Origin of the sequence: Thermosynechococcus sp. QS41 (genome assembly GCF_031583515.1) — a bacterium.
GTDB lineage: Bacteria > Cyanobacteriota > Cyanobacteriia > Thermosynechococcales > Thermosynechococcaceae > Thermosynechococcus.
Genome location: NZ_CP134181.1, coordinates 1 through 21,756, shown reverse-complemented (window position 1 = coordinate 21,756; position 21,756 = coordinate 1). Strand labels below are relative to the sequence as shown.

At 51.5% G+C, this 21,756-nt stretch carries 19 protein-coding genes; 9 read left to right on the top strand and 10 right to left on the bottom strand.

What is annotated here, in order from left to right; translation table 11 throughout:
- Window positions 1–8: 8 nt before the first annotated feature.
- Window positions 9–977, bottom strand: coding sequence for a phosphate ABC transporter permease subunit PstC (pstC, locus tag RHJ80_RS00095; protein WP_310801208.1), 969 nt, complete (start codon window positions 975–977; stop codon window positions 9–11).
- Between the two features lie 105 nt (window positions 978–1,082).
- Window positions 1,083–2,129 carry a phosphate ABC transporter substrate-binding protein PstS gene (pstS, locus tag RHJ80_RS00090; RefSeq protein WP_310801207.1) on the bottom strand — a complete coding sequence of 349 codons (1,047 nt, stop codon included), beginning with the start codon at window positions 2,127–2,129 and terminating at the stop codon, window positions 1,083–1,085.
- A gap of 749 nt (window positions 2,130–2,878) precedes the next feature.
- Here pstS and RHJ80_RS00085 point away from each other — a divergent pair.
- From RHJ80_RS00085 to RHJ80_RS00060, 6 genes are all read left to right on the top strand, one after another.
- On the top strand, window positions 2,879–3,931 hold the full coding sequence (locus RHJ80_RS00085; protein ID WP_399384330.1) for a PstS family phosphate ABC transporter substrate-binding protein: 1,053 nt from the start codon (window positions 2,879–2,881) through the stop codon (window positions 3,929–3,931).
- A 9-nt stretch (window positions 3,932–3,940) separates the two neighbouring features.
- Entirely contained in the window at window positions 3,941–4,714 is a 774-nt protein-coding gene (locus RHJ80_RS00080) for a hypothetical protein (RefSeq protein WP_310801205.1), read from the top strand.
- Window positions 4,715–5,200: 486 nt separating this feature from the next.
- A complete protein-coding gene (gene rpoD, locus RHJ80_RS00075) occupies window positions 5,201–6,370 on the top strand; it encodes an RNA polymerase sigma factor RpoD (protein WP_310801204.1) in 1,170 nt (389 codons plus the stop codon).
- Window positions 6,371–6,380: 10 nt separating this feature from the next.
- Window positions 6,381–6,716, top strand: coding sequence for a hypothetical protein (locus RHJ80_RS00070; RefSeq protein ID WP_206200539.1), 336 nt, complete (start codon window positions 6,381–6,383; stop codon window positions 6,714–6,716).
- Window positions 6,717–6,744: 28 nt separating this feature from the next.
- On the top strand, window positions 6,745–7,905 hold the full coding sequence (locus tag RHJ80_RS00065) for a PQQ-dependent sugar dehydrogenase (protein WP_399384617.1): 1,161 nt from the start codon (window positions 6,745–6,747) through the stop codon (window positions 7,903–7,905).
- A 158-nt stretch (window positions 7,906–8,063) separates the two neighbouring features.
- On the top strand, window positions 8,064–11,708 hold the full coding sequence (locus tag RHJ80_RS00060) for a right-handed parallel beta-helix repeat-containing protein (protein WP_310801202.1): 3,645 nt from the start codon (window positions 8,064–8,066) through the stop codon (window positions 11,706–11,708).
- On the opposite strand, the gene RHJ80_RS00055 is transcribed toward RHJ80_RS00060, so the two are convergent.
- Window positions 11,705–11,971: an Asr1405/Asl0597 family protein gene (locus RHJ80_RS00055; RefSeq protein WP_310801201.1), complete on the bottom strand. Its 267-nt coding sequence runs from the start codon at window positions 11,969–11,971 to the stop codon at window positions 11,705–11,707. The two genes, RHJ80_RS00060 and RHJ80_RS00055, sit on opposite strands and share 4 nt — an antisense overlap.
- 105 nt (window positions 11,972–12,076) lie before the next feature.
- Between RHJ80_RS00055 and RHJ80_RS00050 the strand changes: the two genes are divergently transcribed.
- On the top strand, window positions 12,077–12,607 hold the full coding sequence (locus tag RHJ80_RS00050) for a Dps family protein (RefSeq protein ID WP_310801200.1): 531 nt from the start codon (window positions 12,077–12,079) through the stop codon (window positions 12,605–12,607).
- Between the two features lie 136 nt (window positions 12,608–12,743).
- Here RHJ80_RS00050 and lipA read toward each other — a convergent pair whose 3' ends face one another.
- The 5 genes from lipA to RHJ80_RS00025 form a co-directional block, all read right to left on the bottom strand.
- A complete protein-coding gene (gene lipA, locus RHJ80_RS00045; RefSeq protein ID WP_310801199.1) occupies window positions 12,744–13,640 on the bottom strand; it encodes a lipoyl synthase in 897 nt (298 codons plus the stop codon).
- 2 nt (window positions 13,641–13,642) lie between these two features.
- Window positions 13,643–14,647 (bottom strand): permease, encoded by a 1,005-nt coding sequence (locus RHJ80_RS00040; protein ID WP_206200535.1) that lies wholly within the window; start codon window positions 14,645–14,647, stop codon window positions 13,643–13,645.
- 16 nt (window positions 14,648–14,663) lie between these two features.
- Complete coding sequence (locus RHJ80_RS00035; protein ID WP_206200534.1) at window positions 14,664–15,809, bottom strand: sugar phosphate nucleotidyltransferase; 1,146 nt, start codon at window positions 15,807–15,809, stop codon at window positions 14,664–14,666.
- A gap of 168 nt (window positions 15,810–15,977) precedes the next feature.
- The gene (locus RHJ80_RS00030) at window positions 15,978–16,682 is read right to left on the bottom strand and encodes a helix-turn-helix domain-containing protein (protein ID WP_149817002.1); all 705 of its coding nucleotides are present in this window, start codon (window positions 16,680–16,682) and stop codon (window positions 15,978–15,980) included.
- Window positions 16,683–16,777: 95 nt separating this feature from the next.
- Window positions 16,778–17,812, bottom strand: a complete 1,035-nt coding sequence (locus RHJ80_RS00025; protein WP_310801198.1) for a PstS family phosphate ABC transporter substrate-binding protein — start codon at window positions 17,810–17,812, stop codon at window positions 16,778–16,780.
- 155 nt (window positions 17,813–17,967) lie between these two features.
- Between RHJ80_RS00025 and RHJ80_RS00020 the strand changes: the two genes are divergently transcribed.
- Entirely contained in the window at window positions 17,968–19,149 is a 1,182-nt protein-coding gene (locus RHJ80_RS00020; protein ID WP_315863384.1) for an aldo/keto reductase, read from the top strand.
- Window positions 19,150–19,249: 100 nt separating this feature from the next.
- Complete coding sequence (locus RHJ80_RS00015) at window positions 19,250–19,639, top strand: hypothetical protein (protein WP_310801196.1); 390 nt, start codon at window positions 19,250–19,252, stop codon at window positions 19,637–19,639.
- Here RHJ80_RS00015 and ispD read toward each other — a convergent pair.
- Window positions 19,636–20,343: a 2-C-methyl-D-erythritol 4-phosphate cytidylyltransferase gene (ispD, locus tag RHJ80_RS00010; RefSeq protein ID WP_310743164.1), complete on the bottom strand. Its 708-nt coding sequence runs from the start codon at window positions 20,341–20,343 to the stop codon at window positions 19,636–19,638. The two genes, RHJ80_RS00015 and ispD, sit on opposite strands and share 4 nt — an antisense overlap.
- Window positions 20,344–20,394: 51 nt before the next feature.
- The gene (gene dnaA, locus RHJ80_RS00005; protein WP_310801195.1) at window positions 20,395–21,756 is read right to left on the bottom strand and encodes a chromosomal replication initiator protein DnaA; all 1,362 of its coding nucleotides are present in this window, start codon (window positions 21,754–21,756) and stop codon (window positions 20,395–20,397) included.

Below are 21,756 nucleotides of genomic sequence, written 5' to 3'. Positions count from 1 at the left end.
GGTGCAACCTATCGCTCAACGTTTTGAAACTTCTTAATAATGATTTCTGCCAAGATATTGACCAGCAGTGTCAGGATCATGAGCACTAAACCGGCATACAGCAGTGCAGCCACTTGCTCTCGCCCTGCTTCCCCAAACTGGGAGGCAATCAATGACGCGATCGTCGAGCCAGGCTCAAGGATAGAGATGTTGATACGGTTAGCGTTCCCAACCAGCATGGCTGCGGCCATCGTTTCCCCCATCGCCCGACCGAGAGCCAACATAATCGAACCCACAATCCCCGAAAATCCAGCGGGAATGAGCACCCGCAAAATCGTCTCCCAACGGGTGGCGCCTAGAGCCATTGCTCCTTGGCGTAAGTAAGGAGGCAAAGAAACCAGCGTTTCCCGTGAAATGGAGGTGATCAGGGGCAAAATCATGAACGCCAGCACTAGACCTAAGGTGAGGATGCTGTTACCGCGAGGACTGGTACCAAAGAGAGGAATCCAGCCGAGGTACTCGTGCAGGAAATTGTAAAATGGCCGCAAAAAGGGGATCAGCACAAAGATGCCCCACAGGCCAATGACCACACTAGGAATGGCAGCTAATAGCTCAATCGCAAAGGCAATTGGGGTACGAATGTACGTAGGTAGAAAGTCCTCACTGAGAAAGACGGCAATACCCAGTCCTAGGGGAACTGCCACCAGTAGGGCAATGAGGGCACTGACAAGGGTACCGTAGATTTGGGGTAGGATACCGTAGATATTTTGCACCGGATCCCATGTGGTGCTAGCCAGAAAGCGCGGACCAAATCGTGTAATTGCAGGTATAGCCGCAAGGCCAATTTGAATCACAATCCAGAGCAGGGCAACAGCCACCGCCAAGGCAAAGACCATTGTCAGATAGTAGAAGGATTGATCGAGGTAGTAGCGGAGGTTTTTCCGTGCCTCAATCGCAGCCAAATCCGGTGATTCAGGGGGGGTGCTGGTAACAGCCATAGGGTTTCACGGGTAATATTGATCAGTTGCCTCAATTGCCATAACTGGCTCTTTTTCATCCTAGGGGATTGCGAGGGGGAAACACTCCCCCTGCGGTTGCATGATTTAGCCTGTGACTTTCACCTTATCGAGGGTTGCCTTGACTCGCGCGACGATGTCGTCAGGCATGGGAACATAGTCCAGTTGTTCGGCAATGCTTTTGCCCTCATTGCCCAGTGCCCAAAGCAGCACATTTTTAAGGGCTTGCCATTTTCTGCCATCTTGGTACTCAGGGTACACCAAGATCCATGTCAAGCCAGCGATGGGAAAGGCTTCGGGATTTTCGGGATCCGGCACTAGCAATGCAAAATCTTCGGGAACGTCAGCACCCTCAAAGGCTTTGGAGGCAGCTTCCGGGGAAGGATAGACGAAGTTACCTGCCTTGTTTTCCAGTAGGGCGCGGGGCAAGTTGTTGAGTTTGGCATAGGCATACTCGACGTAGCCGATGGTGCCTTCGTTTTGCTGAATTTGGGCAGCCACGCCTTCATTGCCTTGGCCACCAACGCCCACAGGCCAATTGACGGAGGTGCCAACCCCTGCCGGCCAGCCAGGACACACGGTGTTGATGTGGTTTGTGAAAATAAATGTGGTGCCACTGCCGTCAGAGCGGTGGGCAAAGGTAATTGGTTTATCGGGAAGCGTTTTACCCTCATTTGCAGCAACCAGCTTGGGATCATTCCAGCGGGTAATTTTGCCCATGACGATGTCGCAATAGACCGCCCGCGGTAATTTCAGTTCATCCACACCAGGCAGGTTGTAGGCAAAGACAACGGCACCCCCCGCCATGGGCACTTGAATTGGATCTGCCTTATATTTTTCTTGGAAGGATTTTAGGCGATCGCCGGCTATCGGTGCATCGGAACCAGCAAAATCCACTGTGCCGTTAATATACTGCTCCAAACCAGCACCACTGCCAACGGATTGATAACTGATTTGGACGTTGGGATCAACCTGCTGGGCGTAGGTTTTGAACCAGTTTTGGTAAAGGGGGGCAGGAAAACTGGCGCCGGCACCATTAATATTTATCGGCTCGCCCGCTTGATTTGGGCCACCCCCTCCTTGAGGACCGCAAGCAACAACGATGCCAGCGGTAATAATAGCGGAGAGGATCATGAGAATTCGAGATTTTCTGAGTTTGAAGATCATAAGCGCGATCGCAAGTAAGAACAATGAACAAATGCATTGATGCATCAGTGTTTACAGCCCCTCTCGTGAGGATTGAGACTGCTCAAAGTGGTTAGAACTACTGTGCACTGACAGCAGGCACAAGGATCTCATCCCCGTTCATGTACTCCATAGTTTTCAGAACAAGGGCTGCATGACAGCTTGCTCGATAGCAACGACAAATCTATCGCGACTCAAAAACAAGCTAGGGTGATATTACGGGAACGATGTAAAGGTTAGGTTAAGAACGACCCCATCTGTTAATTAAGTTTTTTTATTATTGTGCAGCGCCTGTCGCTCCGAACCAAAGCTTGGGTAGGATAGTCTAAGCTTGATTTATTGCCAAGTGTAGTGAGGAATACTTTCAAGGAAGCAATTTATAAAAATTTTCTTAATCTCTAGGTTCCTGAGACCAAAGGCAGCCTAAGATTATCGCTAGGGTGTTCTCAACAATACTTTCTCTAGGGAGAAGGGCTAACGAAATGCCTTAAGATAAGACTTTTTAAGTCTCAATTCCTTGAATTCAAGTTACTAACTTTAGAAGGATTTATATTAATAACTCATCTTTGAAGTTTTATTTATAAATAGTTTTGGCAAGTTATTCATCGTTTTTAGTGATTTTGTTTTAGTGGGGAAATAGTTGAATTCACCAATTTTCTAATTGATGCAATATCCGTCATTTTTAGAGTGAGGCTTGAGTGATGCAGTTTCAGCAATTGAGGCGCAGCGTTTTACCCCTTTTGGCCATCATCCTTGTGGGCTGCACAATGGAGGCGGCATCTAATGATCCGATGCTGAAGGTGATTCGGGTGGATGGATCGAGTACGGTTTATCCGATTTCTAGGGCGATCGCCGAAGAGTTTAAGACCACGCCCAATGGTCAAGAGGCCGATATTGCCGTTGCTTTTTCAGGGACATCTGCTGGCTTTCGAGCCTTTTGTAGCGGCAAAACGGATATTAGTGACGCCTCTCGCCCGATCCTCATTACCGAAATGAATGAGTGCATTGCCAATGGTGTCCCCTTTATTGAATTGCCCATTGCCTTTGACGCGCTGACGATCGCCGTCCATCCCCAAAATACTTGGCTCAAGGAAATTTCTGTGGCTGAGCTGAAAAAACTCTGGGAAAAAGCGGCGGAGAAAAAGCTCACTCGCTGGAACCAATTACGTCCCGACTTTCCCAATGCACCCATTGTGCTCTGGGGACCGGGTCAAGATTCAGGCACCTTTGATTATTTCAACGAGGCGATTCTTGGCAATCAGCGCGGCTCTCGCACCGACTACAAAGCCAGCGAAGACGATAACGAAATTGTAGCGGGTATTGCCGGGGATGTGAATGCCCTTGGTTACCTTCCCTATGCTTACTACATGGCCAACCAGAATCGGCTACGAGCTGTGCCCGTCAATGATGGCCGAGGGGCAATTCCGCCTTCAGTGGAAACGGTGCAAAACAGTACATACCAGCCCCTCTCGCGCCCCCTCTTCCTCTATGTCAATGCCAAATATGCCCAAGATAAGCCCCTGCTGCGACAGTTTGTCGAGTATTACATCCAGCAGGCACCGACGGTCGTTCCCAAGGTCGGGTATGTTCCCCTTACGCCCGAAGGCTATCGCTTGGCAGGCATTCAGTTTATTCGCCTAGAGGTGGGGACTGCCTTCAAGGGGGTGCCTGAACCTGATGTGACGATTGAAGAAGTGCTGCGGCGTCAGGTGATCTTCCAAGAGGCCCATGCCAATAATCCGACCCCCTAGAATAGGGGCATGGAAATTATCGAGAAGTCTCAGCAGCGGCTGATTTTGCGCAGTCGCCCTTGGGGGGTGTGGCTGGCAGGTCTGATATTCTGTGTTGGTGCTGCTGTACCGATTTGGTTTGCAGCCCGCTATGAGCTGGTGTGCCGCCATGAGGTTCGCGTTATTGATAGTCGCTGTCGCTGGGTGCGCTCTGGGGCAACGGGGGTACAGATCACCCAAATTCCCCTGAATCGGCTCCAAGGGGTGGGCATTATCGAGCAGTGGCGCTCTAGTCGCGGACGACGCTACCGTGTCTATCAGGTGCACCTACAAACCACCGCGGGTTCTATTGCCTTTGGTGAATTTACCCGCGATCGCCAGAATCGGGAAGCCGTTGCCGAACGCATCCGTCGCTTTTTGCAGCAGCCGCAACATCCCCCTTTAACATTAGTGGAAGACAACCACTGGTGGGGATTTTTGATCTTAGCTGTTGGCTGGGGCCTAGGCTTACCCCTAATCTTTATCGGAGCCAAGGTGCTGGTGCTGGTTTTTGATAAAAGTGCAGGCGTGGTATCGCTGCAATATAGCAGTCTTCTCAGGACAGAAAAGAAAACCTTCCCTTGGCATGACCTCAAGGATGTCGTCGTACAGCTCTCCCGTGGTCAGAAGGGCAGAGTATCAGCTCGTTTAGCCTTGGAGTTACAGAATGGGCAGGTAATTCCCCTGCGATTTTATTACAGCAGTGATGTCAGGAGCACTCAGGCACTGCAAGCCACGATTCGGGCGTTTCGTGATCGTTCGTGATCAAACGTAACGGGTACGGCGGAACGGTGATAAATTAGCTAGGCTAGAAGCAAGAAATTTCCCTCAGCAGGGATAGAAATTTTATCTGAGAACAGCAAATTAGAATTTGTTAGCGGTTGTTGACGCGAGCGATCGCTAGCCCTGAATTCCCGAAAAATTTATCCCTTTGCTGTGGGCGATTTCTGTTAGAAAGGCTACAATCAATGAGGTTTTAGTTAAAATTAGTCAAAAGATTCCTGCACAGTCTCAACCGCTCGCTACTGCCTGCTCCCTGACCCCGTGGGTCACACAGGAAATTTTTCAAGATGATCCAGCGGCAGAGATCCTGAGGATGTGGAATCTAGAGCCTATGCCCCCGTCCAACCGCTTTCCTTGGCTGCATTCCATGATTGAAATGTGGCTGACGATTCTAGCGTCACCAAAGGCAACGGTTGCCGACAACACACTGACAATACACATTTAGGGAGATTTTACGAGGACAACGGCATGACCCAAGCGAATGTACTTGACGTTTACGACCCCGCAACAGCCCCCCTTGAGGATGAGGTGGCTCTACTCAGTGATTATGGCCTTGATGCTGTAGAGGCCGAAGAAGAGGAGGAGAGCGAAGACTTTGAGGAGGTCAGCGACGATCTTGACGGCAAGCCCACAAAAGGTCGTGCCAGCCGACGGCGGACACAGGTCAAGAAGAAACACTACACCGAGGACTCGATACGCCTCTATTTGCAAGAAATTGGCCGCATTCGTCTATTACGTGCCGACGAAGAAATTGAATTGGCGCGCAAAATTGCCGATCTCTTAGAAATGGAGCGAGTGCGCGATCGCCTGTGTCAACAACTCGGCTGTACCCCTGAAGAGCTAGAGCGCAATCCTGAGCCTTGGGCTACAGAGCTGGGTATGACCGTGCAAGCCTTTCGCCATCGCTTATTTGTGGGTCGCAAAGCCAAGGAAAAAATGGTGCAGTCGAACCTGCGACTGGTGGTGTCGATCGCCAAAAAATACATGAACCGGGGGCTATCCTTTCAGGACTTGATTCAAGAGGGCAGCCTAGGGCTCATCCGCGCTGCTGAGAAATTTGACCACGAAAAGGGCTATAAATTTTCCACCTACGCCACCTGGTGGATTCGCCAAGCCATTACCCGTGCCATTGCCGATCAATCCCGCACCATTCGTCTGCCTGTGCACCTGTACGAAACCATTTCGCGGATTAAGAAAACCACTAAACTCCTCTCACAGGAAATGGGGCGCAAACCCACTGAGGAAGAAATTGCCGATCGCATGGAAATGACCATTGAAAAACTGCGCTTCATTGCCAAATCGGCACAACTGCCCATCTCCCTAGAAACCCCTATCGGTAAAGAAGAGGATTCCCGTCTGGGGGACTTCATTGAATCCGACGGTGAAACCCCTGAAGATCAAGTGTCCAAGCACCTGCTGCGCGAAGATTTAGAAACGGTATTGTGCACCCTTAGCCCCCGCGAGCGAGATGTGTTAAAACTGCGGTATGGCTTGGACGATGGTCGCATGAAAACGTTGGAGGAAATTGGTCAACTCTTTAATGTCACCCGTGAGCGCATTCGCCAAATTGAGGCCAAGGCCCTGCGGAAACTGCGCCATCCCAACCGCAACAGTGTCCTCAAAGAATACATTCGTTAAGGAGTCGTTTATGTTGCGTCCCCTCATTGCCCTGACTGTTGGTCTGTCTGCCACTTTGGTGGCAATGCCGCAACCCAGTTCTGCCCAAGCCTGTGCCTATGCCAAAGGGTTAAGTCATCAAAGTCTGAGTAATTCCTCATTCTTCGATAGCAGCAAGCTGCCGATCGCCCTTGGACTGGGTGCAGGTGCAATTACAGCAGCGGCAGTGGGGGTGACCCTCTGGCAACGGCGGCAGCAAACGGATGCCCCGACCCCTGCTTCTGATGCTGCCTCTTTGGAACTGCCGGTGGTCTTGCCAGAGTCTGAAGGTGCAGAGCGTTCTGAAGATGTGACACCCATTGCCTAGTTATCGATTTGTCAAATTACTCCCCCTCATGGGGGCGATCGGGGTATTCCTAGGCTGTAGTCCCATTGCGCAGTCGGATACCCCGTTACCCTTATCAACCGCTGAACCCCTGTTAGAATCGCAGCCACCACCAACACTGGCGGTACGCATTGAAACCGTTGTTGAAGAGTTAGAGCATCCTTGGGCAGTAACTTGGCTGCCGGATGGCAGTGCGTTGATTACTGAGCGCCCCGGACGGTTGCGGCGATTTCACCAAGGGCGTTTGGGTTCACCTATTCGTGGCGTGCCGCCGGTCTTTGGCCAAGGCCAAGGGGGCTTATTGGATGTCGCCCTTCATCCCCGCTTTGCTGAAAACAATTGGGTTTATCTTACCTATGCCCATGGCACAGCATCCGCGAATCGTACTCGCCTAGCACGGGGGCGTCTGGTGGGCGATCGCCTTGAAGAGGTGACAGTTCTCTTTGAAGTCTCGCAAGCGAAAACTGGGGCACAGCATTTTGGCTCCCGTTTGGCTTGGCTCCCCGACGGCACATTGCTCATGGCCATTGGCGATGGCGGCAATCCCCCAATTGAACTGGAAGGCAAATTAATTCGCGAGCAAGCCCAAAACCGCCGCAGTCATTTGGGCAAAATTATTCGCCTGCGGGACGATGGCACTGTGCCGGAGGACAATCCTTTTGTGGGCGATGCCACGGCCACCCCCGAACTCTGGAGCTACGGCCACCGCAATATCCAAGGACTGGTGGTTGATCCAGTCACAGAAACGGTGTGGTCAACGGAGCACGGCTCCCTTGGTGGTGATGAACTCAATCGCATTGAGCGTGGTGCCAACTATGGTTGGCCAGTGGTCACCTATAGCCGTGAGTATTGGGGGGCAGAAATTACCCCAGAGCGGCGCCGGCCGGGGATGGTGGATCCTTTGGTGGTGTGGACACCGGCCATTGCGCCTTCAGGGCTAGCAGTTTATCGGGGCGATCGCGCTCCCCAGTGGCAAGGTGCCCTTTTTGCCGGCGGTCTCGTCTCCCAAGATGTGCGCAAAATTCGAGTCAATACCAACAATGCTGTTGCAAGCCAAGGGCGCATTCCGATAGGTCAGCGGGTACGGGATGTGCGCCAAGGCCCCGATGGTTACCTGTACGTTCTCACTGATGATCCCCAAAATGGCCGATTGTTGCGTTTAATTCCTTAACGTTCAGCTAAACAAATCTTTATCGCCACTTAAATACAAGCCAATATCTTGAGTCGAGGAACAAAAAGCAGTCGCAGGTGAGGTGTGACTGCCGAATTGTGTGTTGAGGAGTGTATATGCGTTCTTGGGGGAAGCTTCTAGGAAGCTGCCTAGTTGGCTTGGGCGTCATTTTGGGATTGAACAATGCAGCCGTTGGCCAGTCATCAGCAGAGGAAATGTTAGGGCCTCGAATCCAGCCCCGTGGAACGATTCGCTTCAATAGTGAAGGCGCTGGTTTTGATCACTACCTCAGTGCAGAAACATTTATTCCGTTCTTTCAACAGCAGGGTGCTAGCGTCGGCTTCTTTGAAGGCAAACTCCTCATGGCCACGCCCAATACAGCCTTGGGGTACAATTTGACCCTTGGCTACCGTGCCCTGACAGGCAATCAGAAATTTGCCCTTGGTGGCTACCTATCCTACGATTTTCGCAACACGGGAGATGCAGGTTTTAACCAGCTTGGGCTTGGTCTGGAACTCTTGGGAGATGTTGATGTCCGTATAAACGGCTATATCCCCCTAGGGACTCGGCAAGTCCTTCTCAATCAAGCAGTGGGTTCAATCGGCACCATTCAAAACAACCAGATTCTTCTTGATCGCGATCGCCTTTTCCAAGAAGCGCTGACGGGTTTTGACTTTGAAGTAGGAACCCGATTGGTTCCATTAGGTAAAGACTATCTGCGGGGTTACGCAGGTTTATACTACTACAGCGGTGAGAGTATTGCTGATTTTGTTGGCGTCCGTGCCCGTTTAGCTACCCGCCCTATTGAGTACCTCAGCCTCAGTGCAACAGTGCAAAATGATGATCGCTTTGGCACGAAAGCTTGGTTTGGAATTGGGGTTTCTTTTCCCGGTGTCGCAGGTAGTCGCCGCCGTGCTCCAGAACAGGGTCAAAATGTAGCAGCCCGTCTAGGTGAATCTCCAGAGCGTCTCAGCTTTATTACCGTTGATAACGAACTTGTTGAGGATCAAATTGCGGCAATTAACCCTGCTACAGGTCAGCCTTATCGCGTTTTCACAGTTGATACTGGCGCTGGCAGCGCGGCTCGTATTAATGATTTACCCCTTGCTCAAAACGATATTGTCTTAGTTGGCGTTGCTGACACCGATGGCAATACCGCAGGTCAGGGCACAATTAATCTCCGAGATGGCGTCCAACTCCTCTCGACAACTGTCAATCGGCAACTACCAAGTACAGTAGGAACCATTACGATTCCTGCTCTGACACCCAGTAGCCAAAAGCCGATTATCGCTGCCACTATTATTTTAGCTAAGAATAATACAATTGAGGGGTTCAATATTACACCGCCTTCCGGCCAACCTGCAATTATTGGTAATAACGTCAATCCACCGCGTATTCTCAACAATCAAATTACAACCATCAATGCCAACGGCATCAGTATAACGAATAGTACTGGTGTACAAATTACCAATAACCAAATTACGAGTACCAATGGCAGTGGCATCATTTTAGTCAATGCTGAATCCCCTGTGGTTCGCAATAATACCGTTACAATTACGAGCACAACTGCCCCTGCCTTTAACCGCCGTGGCATCAGTATTACTGAAAGCACCAACGCAACGATTGAAAATAACACTATTGATGGCGGTGTTGGTGAGGGCATTGGCCTAGATAATGCCCTTGGAAATGTAACTATTCGTGGCAACACTGTCCGTAATGTTGGCCAAACAGCAACAGATACTAACCTCGAAGCTAGCATCTTCATTCGCAACAATCGTGGCAACGCCAACATTACCATCGAAGATAACGTGACTGAAAACAACCTGACAGCAGGGAATCGTGTGGATGGAATTGAATTTAACCTCTGCCGTGGCGATAGCTTTGCCCCGCCCGACCGCTTCAGTGATAACCAGTTTGCCAATTGTGCTGCCCCTGCAAGTGCAACAGTGATCGTTCGGAACAATCAGATTCGCAACATTGGTACAGGCACCGACGGCAGTGATGGCATTGACTTCAATATTGGCGATGGTGCCAACCTCACAGCCGTTCTAGAAAATAACGTGGTTAACAATATTTCTGATGCGGGGATGACGTTTGATATTGTCAGCAGTGCGGCTCCAATTGCACCTCCTAGCGCAAACATCACAATTCGCAACAATGAGATACGCAACATCCTCAATGATGATGCCATCACCCTAGAGTCGAATAGTGCGGGACAGGTGGTACTAAACATTGAAAATAATGTCATGCAAAACATCGGTGGTGGTAACGATGGCATTGACATTGAGTTCACAACAACGGCTGCAAGTCCAACCCCTGCACAAGTCAGAATTGTGGGGAATCAACTGAATAACATTAGCGATCGCGGGATTGAAGTGGACACCACTAATAATGCTCGCTTAGCAATTGAAATCAGCAACAACATCTTAACCAATACAGGCGAAGCAATTCGCTTACGTGGTCAAAATAACTCTGTATTGACGCCTACGGTTAACAACAATACTATCACCGTTACAAATGCCGCAGGTATTATCTTGCAAAATGTACAATCCCCTGTGGTTCGCAATAATACCGTTACAATTACGAGCACAACTGCCCCTGCCTTTAACCGCCGTGGCATCAGTATTACTGAAAGCACCAACGCAACGATTGAAAATAACACTATTGATGGCGGTGTTGGTGAGGGAATTGGCCTAGACAATGCCCTTGGAAATGTAACTATTCGTGGCAACACTGTCCGTAATGTTGGCCAAACAGCAACAGATACTAACCTCGAAGCTAGCATCTTCATTCGCAACAATCGTGGCAACGCCAACATTACCATCGAAGATAACGTGACTGAAAACAACTTGACGCCAGGTAATCGTGTGGATGGAATTGAATTTAACCTCTGCCGTGGCGATAGCTTTGCTGTGGCTGACCGTTTCAGTGACAATCAGTTTGCGAACTGTGCGGCTCCCGCGAGTGCAACAGTGATCGTTCGGAACAATCAGATTCGCAACATTGGTACAGGTACCGACGGCAGTGATGGCATTGACTTCAATATTGGCGATGGTGCCAACCTCACAGCCGTTCTAGAAAATAACGTGGTTAACAATATTTCTGATGCGGGGATGACGTTTGATATTGTCAGCAGTGCGGCTCCAATTGCACCTCCTAGCGCAAACATCACAATTCGCAACAATGAGATACGCAACATCCTCAATGATGATGCCATCACGCTGGAGTCCAACAGTGCAGGGCAAGTGGTACTAAACATTGAAAATAATGTAATCCAAAATATTGGCAATGGTAATGACGGCATTGACATTGAGTTCACCACGAATGCTGCCAATCCAACACCGGCACGGGTCAGAATTGTTGGCAATCAGCTTTCTGGTGTCAGCGATCGCGGGATAGAAATCGATACCACTAACAATGCTAGCTTGCAACTTGAGGTTAGCAATAACAGTATCCAAGCAACAGCTGGTGGTGAAGCAGTGCGACTGCGTGCTCAGAATACTTCTCGCCTCAATGCCACAGTCAACAATAACACCCTCACTCAAGGGAATTCTACCACGAAAAGTTTACAGCTGCGGGCTGTTAATAGTGCAACCCTGTGTGCAAACGTATTTAGTAATGTCCAAACAAGTGGTGCAGGTTTCGAGTTACTACGTAGTGGTAGTAGCAGCCTCCGTATTGTTGATTCTCTTAATCTCAGCCTGAACAATGGTAATGTGGCCATCAACATAACTGGAACAGTTACCAATATCACGCCTGCCATATTCAGTGCTGCACCACCTGCGGGTTGTACATTCCCCTAGGACTCAGCAGGATTGTGATACTCACTCAAGGTGGTCAAAGAGCACTGCCAACAGTGTTCGAGCCAGTCTATCAAAGTCTCGCGAGGGGCAGAGACTTGGCGTACCACTGACCACACCTGTAAGGCAGCTAAGGGGGAGTTGACCTCGACCCTCAGGGGTTGATAGGGAGCATAGTCACAGGGCACCTCTAGATCAATCAACCGTTGGTAGATCGGCCAGCGTAATTGCCACTGAACTGCAATAAGGTGGGGGTTTATAGACATTCAATAAGCACTCCACTATTGAAAATGTACAGAAAGGTAGTTTAGGATCGGGCTGTCAGAGCTAAGTTAGTTAGCTCACTAGTGTCCGCAAAGGAGCATCGTGCTATGACGACCAGTGCATTGCCGCGCCAAGCGTTTGGCGAGATGAAAGATACCGTTGTACTGCTGGAGAAAGCCACCACCACGCCCATCTGTGAGGGGATGAATCGCCTCTTGGCCAGTTTTCAAGCCCTGTATTTGCAGTACCAAAAGCATCATTTTGTGGTTGAGGGGGCAGAATTTTATCCACTGCATCAGTTTTTCCAAGACTGCTATGAACAGGTGCAAGGTCACGTCCATGACTTGGGTGAACGTCTGAATGGTCTGGGGGGTGTTCCCGCCGCCGGTTTTCAACAGTTGGCCGCTCTCTGCTGCTTTACCCCTGAACCGGAGGGGGCTTTTAATTGCCGCCAAATGCTCACTAATGATTTGCAAGCGGAGCAGGCGATTATTGGGATTCTGCGGCAACAGGCTACCCAAGCAGAGAGTTTGGGCGATCGCGCCACAGCTTATCTGTACGATCAAATCCTGCTGAAAACGGAGGAGCGTGCCTACCACATCGCTCACTTTCTGGCCAATGACAGCCTGAAGGCGTAGTCTTTCGCAATTTAGGTTAACGAACCTTAATGCAAGATCACGGTTGTCCATAAAACGCCCCCACCCAAGGGGGTTTTTTAATGCAGATTTTTCCTATTGCTTAGCCTAGCTTAGTTGCGATTAAATTGCAATAAATTTATCCGAGGAGGTTTGTTGCAGGACGCTGGCGGGGATACTGTTGCATCAGGGCACGCACCTGCTCGGCGTGGTAGGAACTACGGGTGAGGGGAGAGGAGACCACCTGCAAAAAGCCCATGGATTCGCCAAGCTGCCGCCATGCTTCAAATTGCTCTGGTGGAATAAAAGCCTGCACGGGTAAGTGTTTCGGACTCGGCTGCAGATACTGGCCAATCGTGAGAATGTCGCAGCCCACTTGACGCAGATCCGCCATCACTGCCGCCACTTCCTCAGGGGTTTCTCCCAAACCCACCATCATGCCTGACTTTGAGTAGATCCAAGGGGCGCGATCGCGCACCCGTTGCAGCAGTTCCAGACTGCGCTGATAGTTGCCTTGGGGACGCACCCGCCGATAGAGACGGGGCACGGTTTCGGTGTTGTGGTTCAGCACTTCGGGACTGGCGGCGAGAATTTGATCTAAGGCCTGCCAATTGCCACAGAGATCGGGAATGAGCACTTCAATGGTTGTTTGGGGCGATCGCGCCCGCACAGCCTGAATCGTGGCCACAAACTGAGAGGCACCACCATCCGGTAAATCATCGCGGTTCACTGAGGTAATCACGACATGGTTTAGGTGCATCCGCACCACTGCTTCCGCCAGTCGCTGGGGTTCAGTGGCATCCAAGGGCAGTGGCTTTTTCGCAAAATCAATATCGCAGTAAGGACAAGCGCGGGTGCAAGCTGGCCCCATCATTAAAAATGTCGCCGTTCCCTCATGGAAACATTCACCAATATTGGGGCAAGAGGCCTCTTCGCAAACGGTATTGAGGTTTAAGTCCCGCAACAGTTCCTTGACGGAACCGACCCGCTGCCACTGGGGTGCTTTGACCCGTAACCACTCTGGCTTAACAACCACGGCTAACTCCACTGCAAATTCAAAAACAAACAAAGGGAAAACGTCAATTGTGCCACCAACAGAAAGAGGTAAATTAGAGCACGGGGGCGAAAAATCGTCAGCAGTAATCCCAGTCCCTTGAGATCCACCATCGGTCCGAGGACAAGAAAAGCGAGAATTGACCCCGGCGTAAACGTGGCAGCAAAGGCAAGGGCAAAAAAGGCATCAACCGTCGAGCAAATGGAAATCACTGTGCCCAAGATCATCATTGCCACAATCGAGATCACCGGCCCTTGGCCAAGGCTGAGAATGAGTTCGCGGGGAGCCGCCACCTGAATAAGAGTCGCCACTAGGCTACCGAGGACTAAAATTCCCCCCAATTCGCGAAATTCCTGCACCACATTCTCCAGGACTTGGGGCAGACGCTGCTGCCAAGGCATCGTTGCAGTCGGTGGCGCAAGCGTGAGAGTTTCCATGGCAAGGGGTTGGCCGGGGGTTCCCAACAGGTAGGTGCCTGACTGGAGCAAGGCCGGTATAGTGGCTGCTTGAGGCTGGGGACGACGCATGAGACTGGTGACGGTGGGCTGCAAAAAGGGGGTTAGATCCTTTTGGAAACTAAAAACCCAGCCAATAATGGTGGCGATCGCCAGTGAGAAGAGGACACGAAAGACGACAATTTCCGGTTGATCACGAAAGGCCGTCCACGTTGCCCAAATCACAATCGGGTTGATTGTCGGTGCTGCCAACAAAAAACCAATGGCCACGGATGTAGGCAGTCCTTGCACCAATAATCGCCGCGCCACCGGCACATTGCCACACTCACACACTGGAAAAAGAAAGCCAATGCAACTGCCGACCAAGGCTCCCAGCAGGGGCGATCGCGGCAAGCGACGAATGAGCGCCTGCTCATCTACAAATAGCAGCAGCACGCTAGAGAGCAAAATGCCCAGCAGCAGAAACGGCACTGCCTCCACCAGTAGGCTCAGAAAAAGGGTAAAACCGCTTTGCAACTGATTCGCAAATGTCATGGGTGTATAGCGGGGTCTAGGACACAATCTCCTTCAACTCGAGGGGACTCGGCTGAATATCCGTTTGCCGTGAATCGGTAATTAGCCAATCGAGGGCAGCGGCCTTGAGATCAATCGTTGTCCCTGTTTTGTCAACACAGTAGCGGCCAAAGACCAGCTTATCCACAAGACGCACATCCGAACCAAGGCGGGAATACTCAAAAATCACACAGTTATCGACGACAGCACCACTGCAAATGTGGCAATTGGGGCCAATCATCGTCGGCCCAATAATCGTTGCCCCATCTTCAATCTTGGTCATGCCGCCAATGTATACAGGGCCTTGAATTGTGACTTTATCCCAGTTGACCGCCACATTCAGCCCGGTATAAATGCCGGGGAACTGCTCATGGCCGGGAATCGAGACATTTTTAATTGTGCCCTCAAGAACGCCGCGCACCGCTTGCCAGTAATCGGGGACTTTACCAATATCAATCCATTCAAAGTCCATTGCTAGGCCATAGAAGGGGGCACCCATTTCCACCAATTTAGGGAACAGCTGGCTGCCAATGTCGTATTCCTGGTTGGAGGGAATGTAGTCGAGAATTTCTGGCTCAAAAATATAAATTCCCGTGTTGATATTGTTGCTCAGGGCTTCTTCAACGCTAGGTTTTTCTTGAAAAGCGATAATGCGATCGCTCTTATCGGTGACGACGACGCCATAGCTAGAGACATCCTCTTTGGGGACTGTTTTCATAATCACGGTAGCGATCGCCCCCTTTTGGCGATGCCAAGCCACTGCTGCCGTCAAATCCAAGTCAATGAGGGCATCCCCACACAGCACCACAAAGGTGTCATCAAAAAAGGGGTGAAAATCTTGAATTCGCTTGATCCCCCCCGCAGAGCCTAGGGCTTTGCCCACGAGTTCGCCATCCTTGATATAGCCCTCAAAGGAGTAGGCAATCTCCACACCAAAGCGTTGGCCATCCTGAAAATAGCTTTCAATTTCGTGGGCTAGGTGACTAACGTTGACCATAATTTCAGTAAACCCATGCTGCCGCAAAAGTTCTACCAAAAACTCCATCACCGGTTTTTGCAAAATTGGGATCATTGGCTTCGGAATGGTGTATGTAATCGGACGTACCCGCGTGCCTTTTCCAGCCGCCAAGATCATTGCTTTCATATCGGTTTTACCTAATCTACCAACACTGAAAGGGAGACACCCCCACTCGTGATAACAGCCCTTTTCACAAGGTATGGAAGACTCTGGAAAGAGCCAAAGCTATGGTTGATCACTACTCCTTGAGGAACCCCACGTTTTAGAAAAGGGCTGTATCCCCCCTAGCTTACCTCAATCCAGGGCATACACCCGCCCATGGTAAAGCAAGCGGGTAATCCCTTTGGACTGAAGATAGCTGCGCACTTTCCGCAGCATTTCGCCGTCAGGTACCTTAACAACGGTCTTGCGCCACTGGACATCACTGGCCTTATAGAGGCGTTGATTTTGCTGGGAATAGCGTAGAGCCACGGGGCGGCTATCGAAAATGGGTAGGGTACTTTGTTGCGCTTCTTCACTGGAGAGGGCACCTAAACCGCGAAAGGCTTCTAGGGGACGGGTGAGCAGTTCCGCCCGCCGATCCACAACAACATAACAAGGACGGGGCAGCACTGCTTCGGCAAGGGGAATGACCTCCACCGACTGCACCACTTCTACATCGGCGAGATCCGGTAAGGGAATGTCCCCCTCAAGTTCCTCGTCATCGTCATCTTCGAGATCGTCATCCTCTGCATCACTGTAGTCATCCTCATCGAGGACAACGGCCTCTGCCGTCTCTACATCTTCTAGATCCTCTTCCTCTGGCATGTCATCCGTTGTAGCCATGGCCAATAGGGGAGCTTCAGGGGCAGCCGCTTCTTCTTCCATTTGTTTGATCACACGCCGAATGGTGTTTTCACTCACACCAAATTCTGCAGCCAGAGCTTTGATGGTTTGTCCGGCGGTGTACTGTTGAAAGACACGCTGGCGTTCGCTGTCACTGAGTCGCTTGTAGGTCATGGATCCAGATTAAGAAGCAGGTGGCCAGATCTATTATCTGGGGTGACGGTGCCAGAATGTTGATTTTGGCCAAAGCCCTGTTCAAGGGGCGATCGCTAGCGCAGGCGCACAAATCCTGCCTTTTCAATGGCGGCTTGCCCTTGATCCGTGAGCAAGAGTGCAGCGTAGGCACGTCCTGCTTGGGCATCGAGGCTATTGTCCTCCTTGATAATGACAAATAGGCGGCGGGTGATGGGATACGTCCCCTCTTGAAATGCACGCTGATTCAGTTGGTTGCGCTGTTGGGGACACTGCTCAGGGGGAACATAGGGGTCTTGATAGGGAGGCACGTACTCATTGGCTTGGCGGCCGAGGGGAAGCGGGTGGATGCTGCACTGACCCACGACCTCTGGGGCAGAGGCATAATAAATACCCCCCAGTGTCGCGGCGACGCGCCGTAGGCCATCGGTGGTATCGCGAACCATGACCACATTGCGACCAAAAGGCTGCTTCCCTAGCACTTCCTGAATAAAGTATTCAACGGTACCACCATCTTCCGGACGGCGAGAGAAGGGGGTAATCTTTTGGTTGGGGCCGCCCACCTGCTGCCAATTGGTTACTTTGCCGGTGTAAATATCCACCACTTGTTGCACCGTCAGTCCGGGAATTTCTAGCCTCGGATTGACAGCGATCGCCAGCCCATCAATAGCAACAGGAATGGCAGTTAATTTAATACCCTGAGCCGCTGCCTTGGCTAGCTCTTCGTCCTTGAGGGAACGGGAAGATTGGGAGAAAGACAATTGATGATTCAGTAACATGCGGATCCCACTGCCCGACCCCGGCGTTCCTGTGGGCGGATCCACATAGCGCAGTTGAAAATTGGGCCAAGCCGCTTGCAGCAGCGGATCCACATCGCGGCGAATGGGTGCCCAAGTGGTGCTACCGCCATAATTAAAAAGACCACTGGGGACATTCTTGACTTGGGTAAACGTGGATTGACCCTTGGTTCCGAGATTGAGACCACCATTGCCAATGATTTCGCCGTTATTGATGAGGCGAAGCACCAGCCCTGCACCAATGCCCAAAAGGCCGAGGGTGGCCAGCAAGGAAAGGAGTAGAGGCAGGAGAGAATTGCTTTTCCCTTGGAACATACAAAATAATTGCTGTCATTTTTTTCCAGCCTAGCCCAAACCAAGGGATGTTGTGGATACTCTCTTCAGTGCCGCTGCCTCAGCCCCTCATGCCCCCGTTAGCGAAGGATCGGGAATTCCGCGACAATGATGAAGAAACGTTCATTGAGTTCAACATGCGCTACCGTCGCTTTGGTCGTACCCAATTACCAATGCCTGTCTTTTCCTGTGGCGGCATGCGCTATCAGTTTTCATGGCAGGATGTCAGCCCGAGTACGATTCCAGAAGAAAATCAACGCAATTTAGAGGCGACGATTTGCCGAGCCGTCGAGCTAGGCATTAATCATATTGAAACCGCCCGTGGCTATGGCACCTCAGAAGTGCAGTTGGGCAAAATTCTGCCGCGGCTGCCTCGCGAAAAGCTGATCGTGCAAACCAAAGTGGGGCCGCGACCCACCGCCAAGGAATTTCGGGCAACCTTGGAAACCTCGCTGCGTAATCTGCGGCTGGACTACATCGATTTGCTGGCGATTCATGGCCTTAATTTGCCAGAGCATCTGGAACAGGTGCTGCGACCGGGGGGATGCCTAGAGGTGGCACGGGACTGGCAAGCGGCAGGAAAGATTCGCTTCATTGGCTTTTCTACCCACGGCAGTCTGGAGGTGATTCGCCGGGCGATCGCCAGTGATGCCTTTGACTATGTCAACCTGCACTGGTACTACATCAATCAGCAGAATTGGCCGGCGATTCTCGATGCCCAAGCCCGTGATATGGGCGTCTTTATCATTAGCCCTGCGGATAAGGGGGGGATGCTCTACAAACCACCCCAACGCCTAGTGGAACTGTGTGCCCCCTTAAGCCCAATGGTCTTTAACGATCTGTTTTGCCTCTCCCATCCCCAAGTGCATACCCTGAGTGTCGGTGCTGCTCGCCCCAGTGATTTTGATGAGCATCTCAAGGTGCTCGATCTGTTGGATCAGGCCGCTGAAATTTTGCCGCCGATCTTGGCACGGCTGGAGCAAGCCGCCATTGAGCGTTTGGGGGAAGACTGGCACCACACTTGGCATCAGGGACTGCCCGACTATCGCCACACCCCCGGTGAGGTGAATATCCCCACCATTCTCTGGCTGTGGAACCTAGTGCAGGCCTACGATTTGCTTGAGTACGCCCGTATGCGCTATAACTTGCTTGGCAACGGTGGCCACTGGTTTCCGGGGGCGAATGCAGCACAGGTCAAGCACTTGGATTTAGACCCCTGTTTGCAAAAGAGTCCCCATCGGCAGAAGATTCCAAGGATTTTGCAGGCAGCCCATGATCTGCTCAGTGGCACGCCGCAGCAGCGATTATCTCAATCTTGAGGATAGGGGAGTTTTCCCCAGCAAATCGCGGACAATTCCCCTAGGCGATCGCTCTAGGTGCCACCGACAATAAAAGTATCAAGGGTAAGAGGTCAACACCATGGATTTCATCTATCACCTCAGCAATGCCAGCCTTACCCTGCGGGTTGTGCAATTCTTGCATGAATACGCCAAGCTACCAATACAGTTTGTTACAGTCATTCATCAAGTGGATGGGTGGGTGATTCGCATTAAAATGCATTCGCCCCTCTCCGACGAACAAGCAGGGAATTTCCGCGCCTTCTTGAACGAATTGGGATTCCCCTACACACCGGGGATTTCGCTGAAAATGGCACTGTGGGCACTGGAAACCGGACAGTCAATGGTGGAGGTGATGCGCCGTTATCAAGTGGCGATTGTCTCCCATGGCTACCCCAACTACGACGACATTGAAGCGTTTCGCAAGCAGTTCATTCAAGGCTTGGGCTACTGTCCCGAAACCTTGGCCTAGGGCATCGTGTCCCTTTGGCCTTGCTCTTGGCGATGCTGCAAGATTCGTTCTGCAAGGGGGAGATCGCTGGGAGTGGTGATCTTGAGATTGGTTTCTTCGCCTAGAACAATGTGCACGGCATAACCAAGGCGTTCAAAAAGGGCAGCATCATCTGTGACTTCCCAGCCTCTGGCCACCGCCATTTCATGGGCAATACGCAAGGGTTCGACGCGAAAGCCTTGGGGAGTTTGAGCCGCCCACAGGGAGTCCCGCTCTGGGGTTTGGACGACAACCCCTTCACGATTGACAATTTTAATCGTATCTTTGACCGGCACGGCTGCAATCAGTCCCGCGTAGGTCTCTAGGGCTTGGGCACAGCGGTTGATCAGATCGGGGGTGGCAAGGCAGCGGGCACCATCGTGGATCAGGACCTGCTCAGCCCTTTCGGGAAGTGCCTGTAACCCATTAAAAACAGAGGCTTGACGGGTCTCACCCCCTTCGATGAGCTGGACGGGCTGCCGTAGGTTCAAGTCCCCAAGGAGTGCTTCCCAAGTGGGAAAATCCTCTGGCTGGCCAATAACGCCAATCCATTCAATCGCTTCCGCAGCAGCCACCGCTGCCAATGTCCATGCCAACAGGGGTTTACCCAAGAGTTGCAAGCGCAGTTTATTGTGGCCTGCCCCCATGCGTTTACCCATGCCGGCGGCGGGAATGAGGATGTGCATTCATACCCCTTTTAAGACTGTTTTTATCTTGGCATAGGAAGGCTCTGGGCACTATGGCTCTGTGGGACGGCTGGCCAAGTTAATGCGATCGCTGAGTTGTCGCAGCAGGCTGCCCATTTCTGGATCGGTACGTTGCAGTTCGGCCACCTTGTCGCAACTATACATGACGGTGGTGTGATCTTTGCCGCCAAATTCTTCACCAATCTTCGGCAAGCTGAGGCCAGTATATTGGCGCATCAGGTACATGCCAATTTGGCGCGCCATACTAATTTCGCGGCGGCGGGAGTTACCCTTGAGATCACTGATGGGGATGTTTAAGGCTTCCGACACCACCTTGAGAATCACCTCTGGGGAGGTTTCAATTTTGCGCGTGGTGGGGCTGAGCACGGGGGCAATATTTTCCACGGTCATTGGCAACCCAGAGATGGAAATGTAGGCCACGGCTCGAATCAGTGCCCCCTCTAGTTCGCGGATGTTGGAGGTGTAGCTGGCGGCAATGTACTCAATCACCTCCCGCGGCAGACGGATATTCTCGTACTCCGCTTTTTTCTGGAGAATGGCCATGCGCGTTTCGAGATCGGGGGGTTGAATATCGGCAATCAGACCCATGGAAAAGCGGGAGCACAGGCGCTCTTGCAGGCGGGGAATTTGACTGGGGGGGCGATCGCTGGCCAAAACCACCTGCTTACCGGCCTCGTGCAGTGTATTGAAGGTGTGAAAAAACTCCTCTTGGGTGTATTCCTTGCCCTCAATAAATTGAATATCATCCACGAGCATGACATCCACCGCCCGATAGTGCTCGCGAAAGCTCTGCATACTGTCTTTGCGGATGGCGGCAATCAAATCATTCGTAAACTGCTCGGTCGAGACATAGAAAATCTTGGCATTGGGATCAATTTCCAAGCGATAGTGACCGATCGCCTGCATGAGATGGGTCTTGCCCAAGCCAACACCGCCACAGAGAAAGAGGGGGTTAAACTCCCGCCCCGGTGATTCCGCCACTGCCAAGCAGGCCGCATGGGCCATGCGATTATTGGGGCCAACGACATAGCGGGAAAAGACATACTTGGGATTCAGTTCACTGCCGCGATGACGAGCGGGCGGGGTGGTAGCCTCTACTTCAGCACGACTGGTGGGGCGAATGCTGGTGTCATGCTCTGCCCCTTGGGCGATCGCCAGCTCAATCTCCACCGCCTCACCGACAATTTCCCGTGCCACATCGGCAATGGTTTTCAAATAGTACTTTTGCAGCCAATTGCGGGCAAAGGGATTGGGGGTGCAAATCGTAAGGGTCTGGCCATCAAAGGACTGCACCGTTGCTGTCTTAATCCAAGTTTCAAACGTCGGGCGACTGAGCAACAGTTGCAACCGCTCCAAAATTTGGTGCCAGAGATCTTCGGCAGAGCTAATCAC

Excerpts from the sequence above, each read along its gene's own strand:
- pstC (WP_310801208.1), bottom strand. The coding sequence starts at position 977 with ATGGCTGTTACCAGCACCCCCCCTGAATCACCGGATTTGGCTGCGATT.
- pstS (WP_310801207.1), bottom strand. The coding sequence starts at position 2,129 with ATGATCCTCTCCGCTATTATTACCGCTGGCATCGTTGTTGCTTGCGGT.
- RHJ80_RS00080 (WP_310801205.1), top strand. The coding sequence starts at position 3,941 with ATGGAAATTATCGAGAAGTCTCAGCAGCGGCTGATTTTGCGCAGTCGC.
- rpoD (WP_310801204.1), top strand. The coding sequence starts at position 5,201 with ATGACCCAAGCGAATGTACTTGACGTTTACGACCCCGCAACAGCCCCC.
- RHJ80_RS00070 (WP_206200539.1), top strand. The coding sequence starts at position 6,381 with ATGTTGCGTCCCCTCATTGCCCTGACTGTTGGTCTGTCTGCCACTTTG.
- RHJ80_RS00065 (WP_399384617.1), top strand. The coding sequence starts at position 6,745 with ATGGGGGCGATCGGGGTATTCCTAGGCTGTAGTCCCATTGCGCAGTCG.
- RHJ80_RS00055 (WP_310801201.1), bottom strand. The coding sequence starts at position 11,971 with ATGTCTATAAACCCCCACCTTATTGCAGTTCAGTGGCAATTACGCTGG.
- RHJ80_RS00050 (WP_310801200.1), top strand. The coding sequence starts at position 12,077 with ATGACGACCAGTGCATTGCCGCGCCAAGCGTTTGGCGAGATGAAAGAT.
- RHJ80_RS00040 (WP_206200535.1), bottom strand. The coding sequence starts at position 14,647 with ATGACATTTGCGAATCAGTTGCAAAGCGGTTTTACCCTTTTTCTGAGC.
- RHJ80_RS00035 (WP_206200534.1), bottom strand. The coding sequence starts at position 15,809 with ATGAAAGCAATGATCTTGGCGGCTGGAAAAGGCACGCGGGTACGTCCG.
- RHJ80_RS00030 (WP_149817002.1), bottom strand. The coding sequence starts at position 16,682 with ATGACCTACAAGCGACTCAGTGACAGCGAACGCCAGCGTGTCTTTCAA.
- RHJ80_RS00025 (WP_310801198.1), bottom strand. The coding sequence starts at position 17,812 with ATGTTCCAAGGGAAAAGCAATTCTCTCCTGCCTCTACTCCTTTCCTTG.
- RHJ80_RS00020 (WP_315863384.1), top strand. The coding sequence starts at position 17,968 with ATGCGCTACCGTCGCTTTGGTCGTACCCAATTACCAATGCCTGTCTTT.
- RHJ80_RS00015 (WP_310801196.1), top strand. The coding sequence starts at position 19,250 with ATGGATTTCATCTATCACCTCAGCAATGCCAGCCTTACCCTGCGGGTT.
- ispD (WP_310743164.1), bottom strand. The coding sequence starts at position 20,343 with ATGCACATCCTCATTCCCGCCGCCGGCATGGGTAAACGCATGGGGGCA.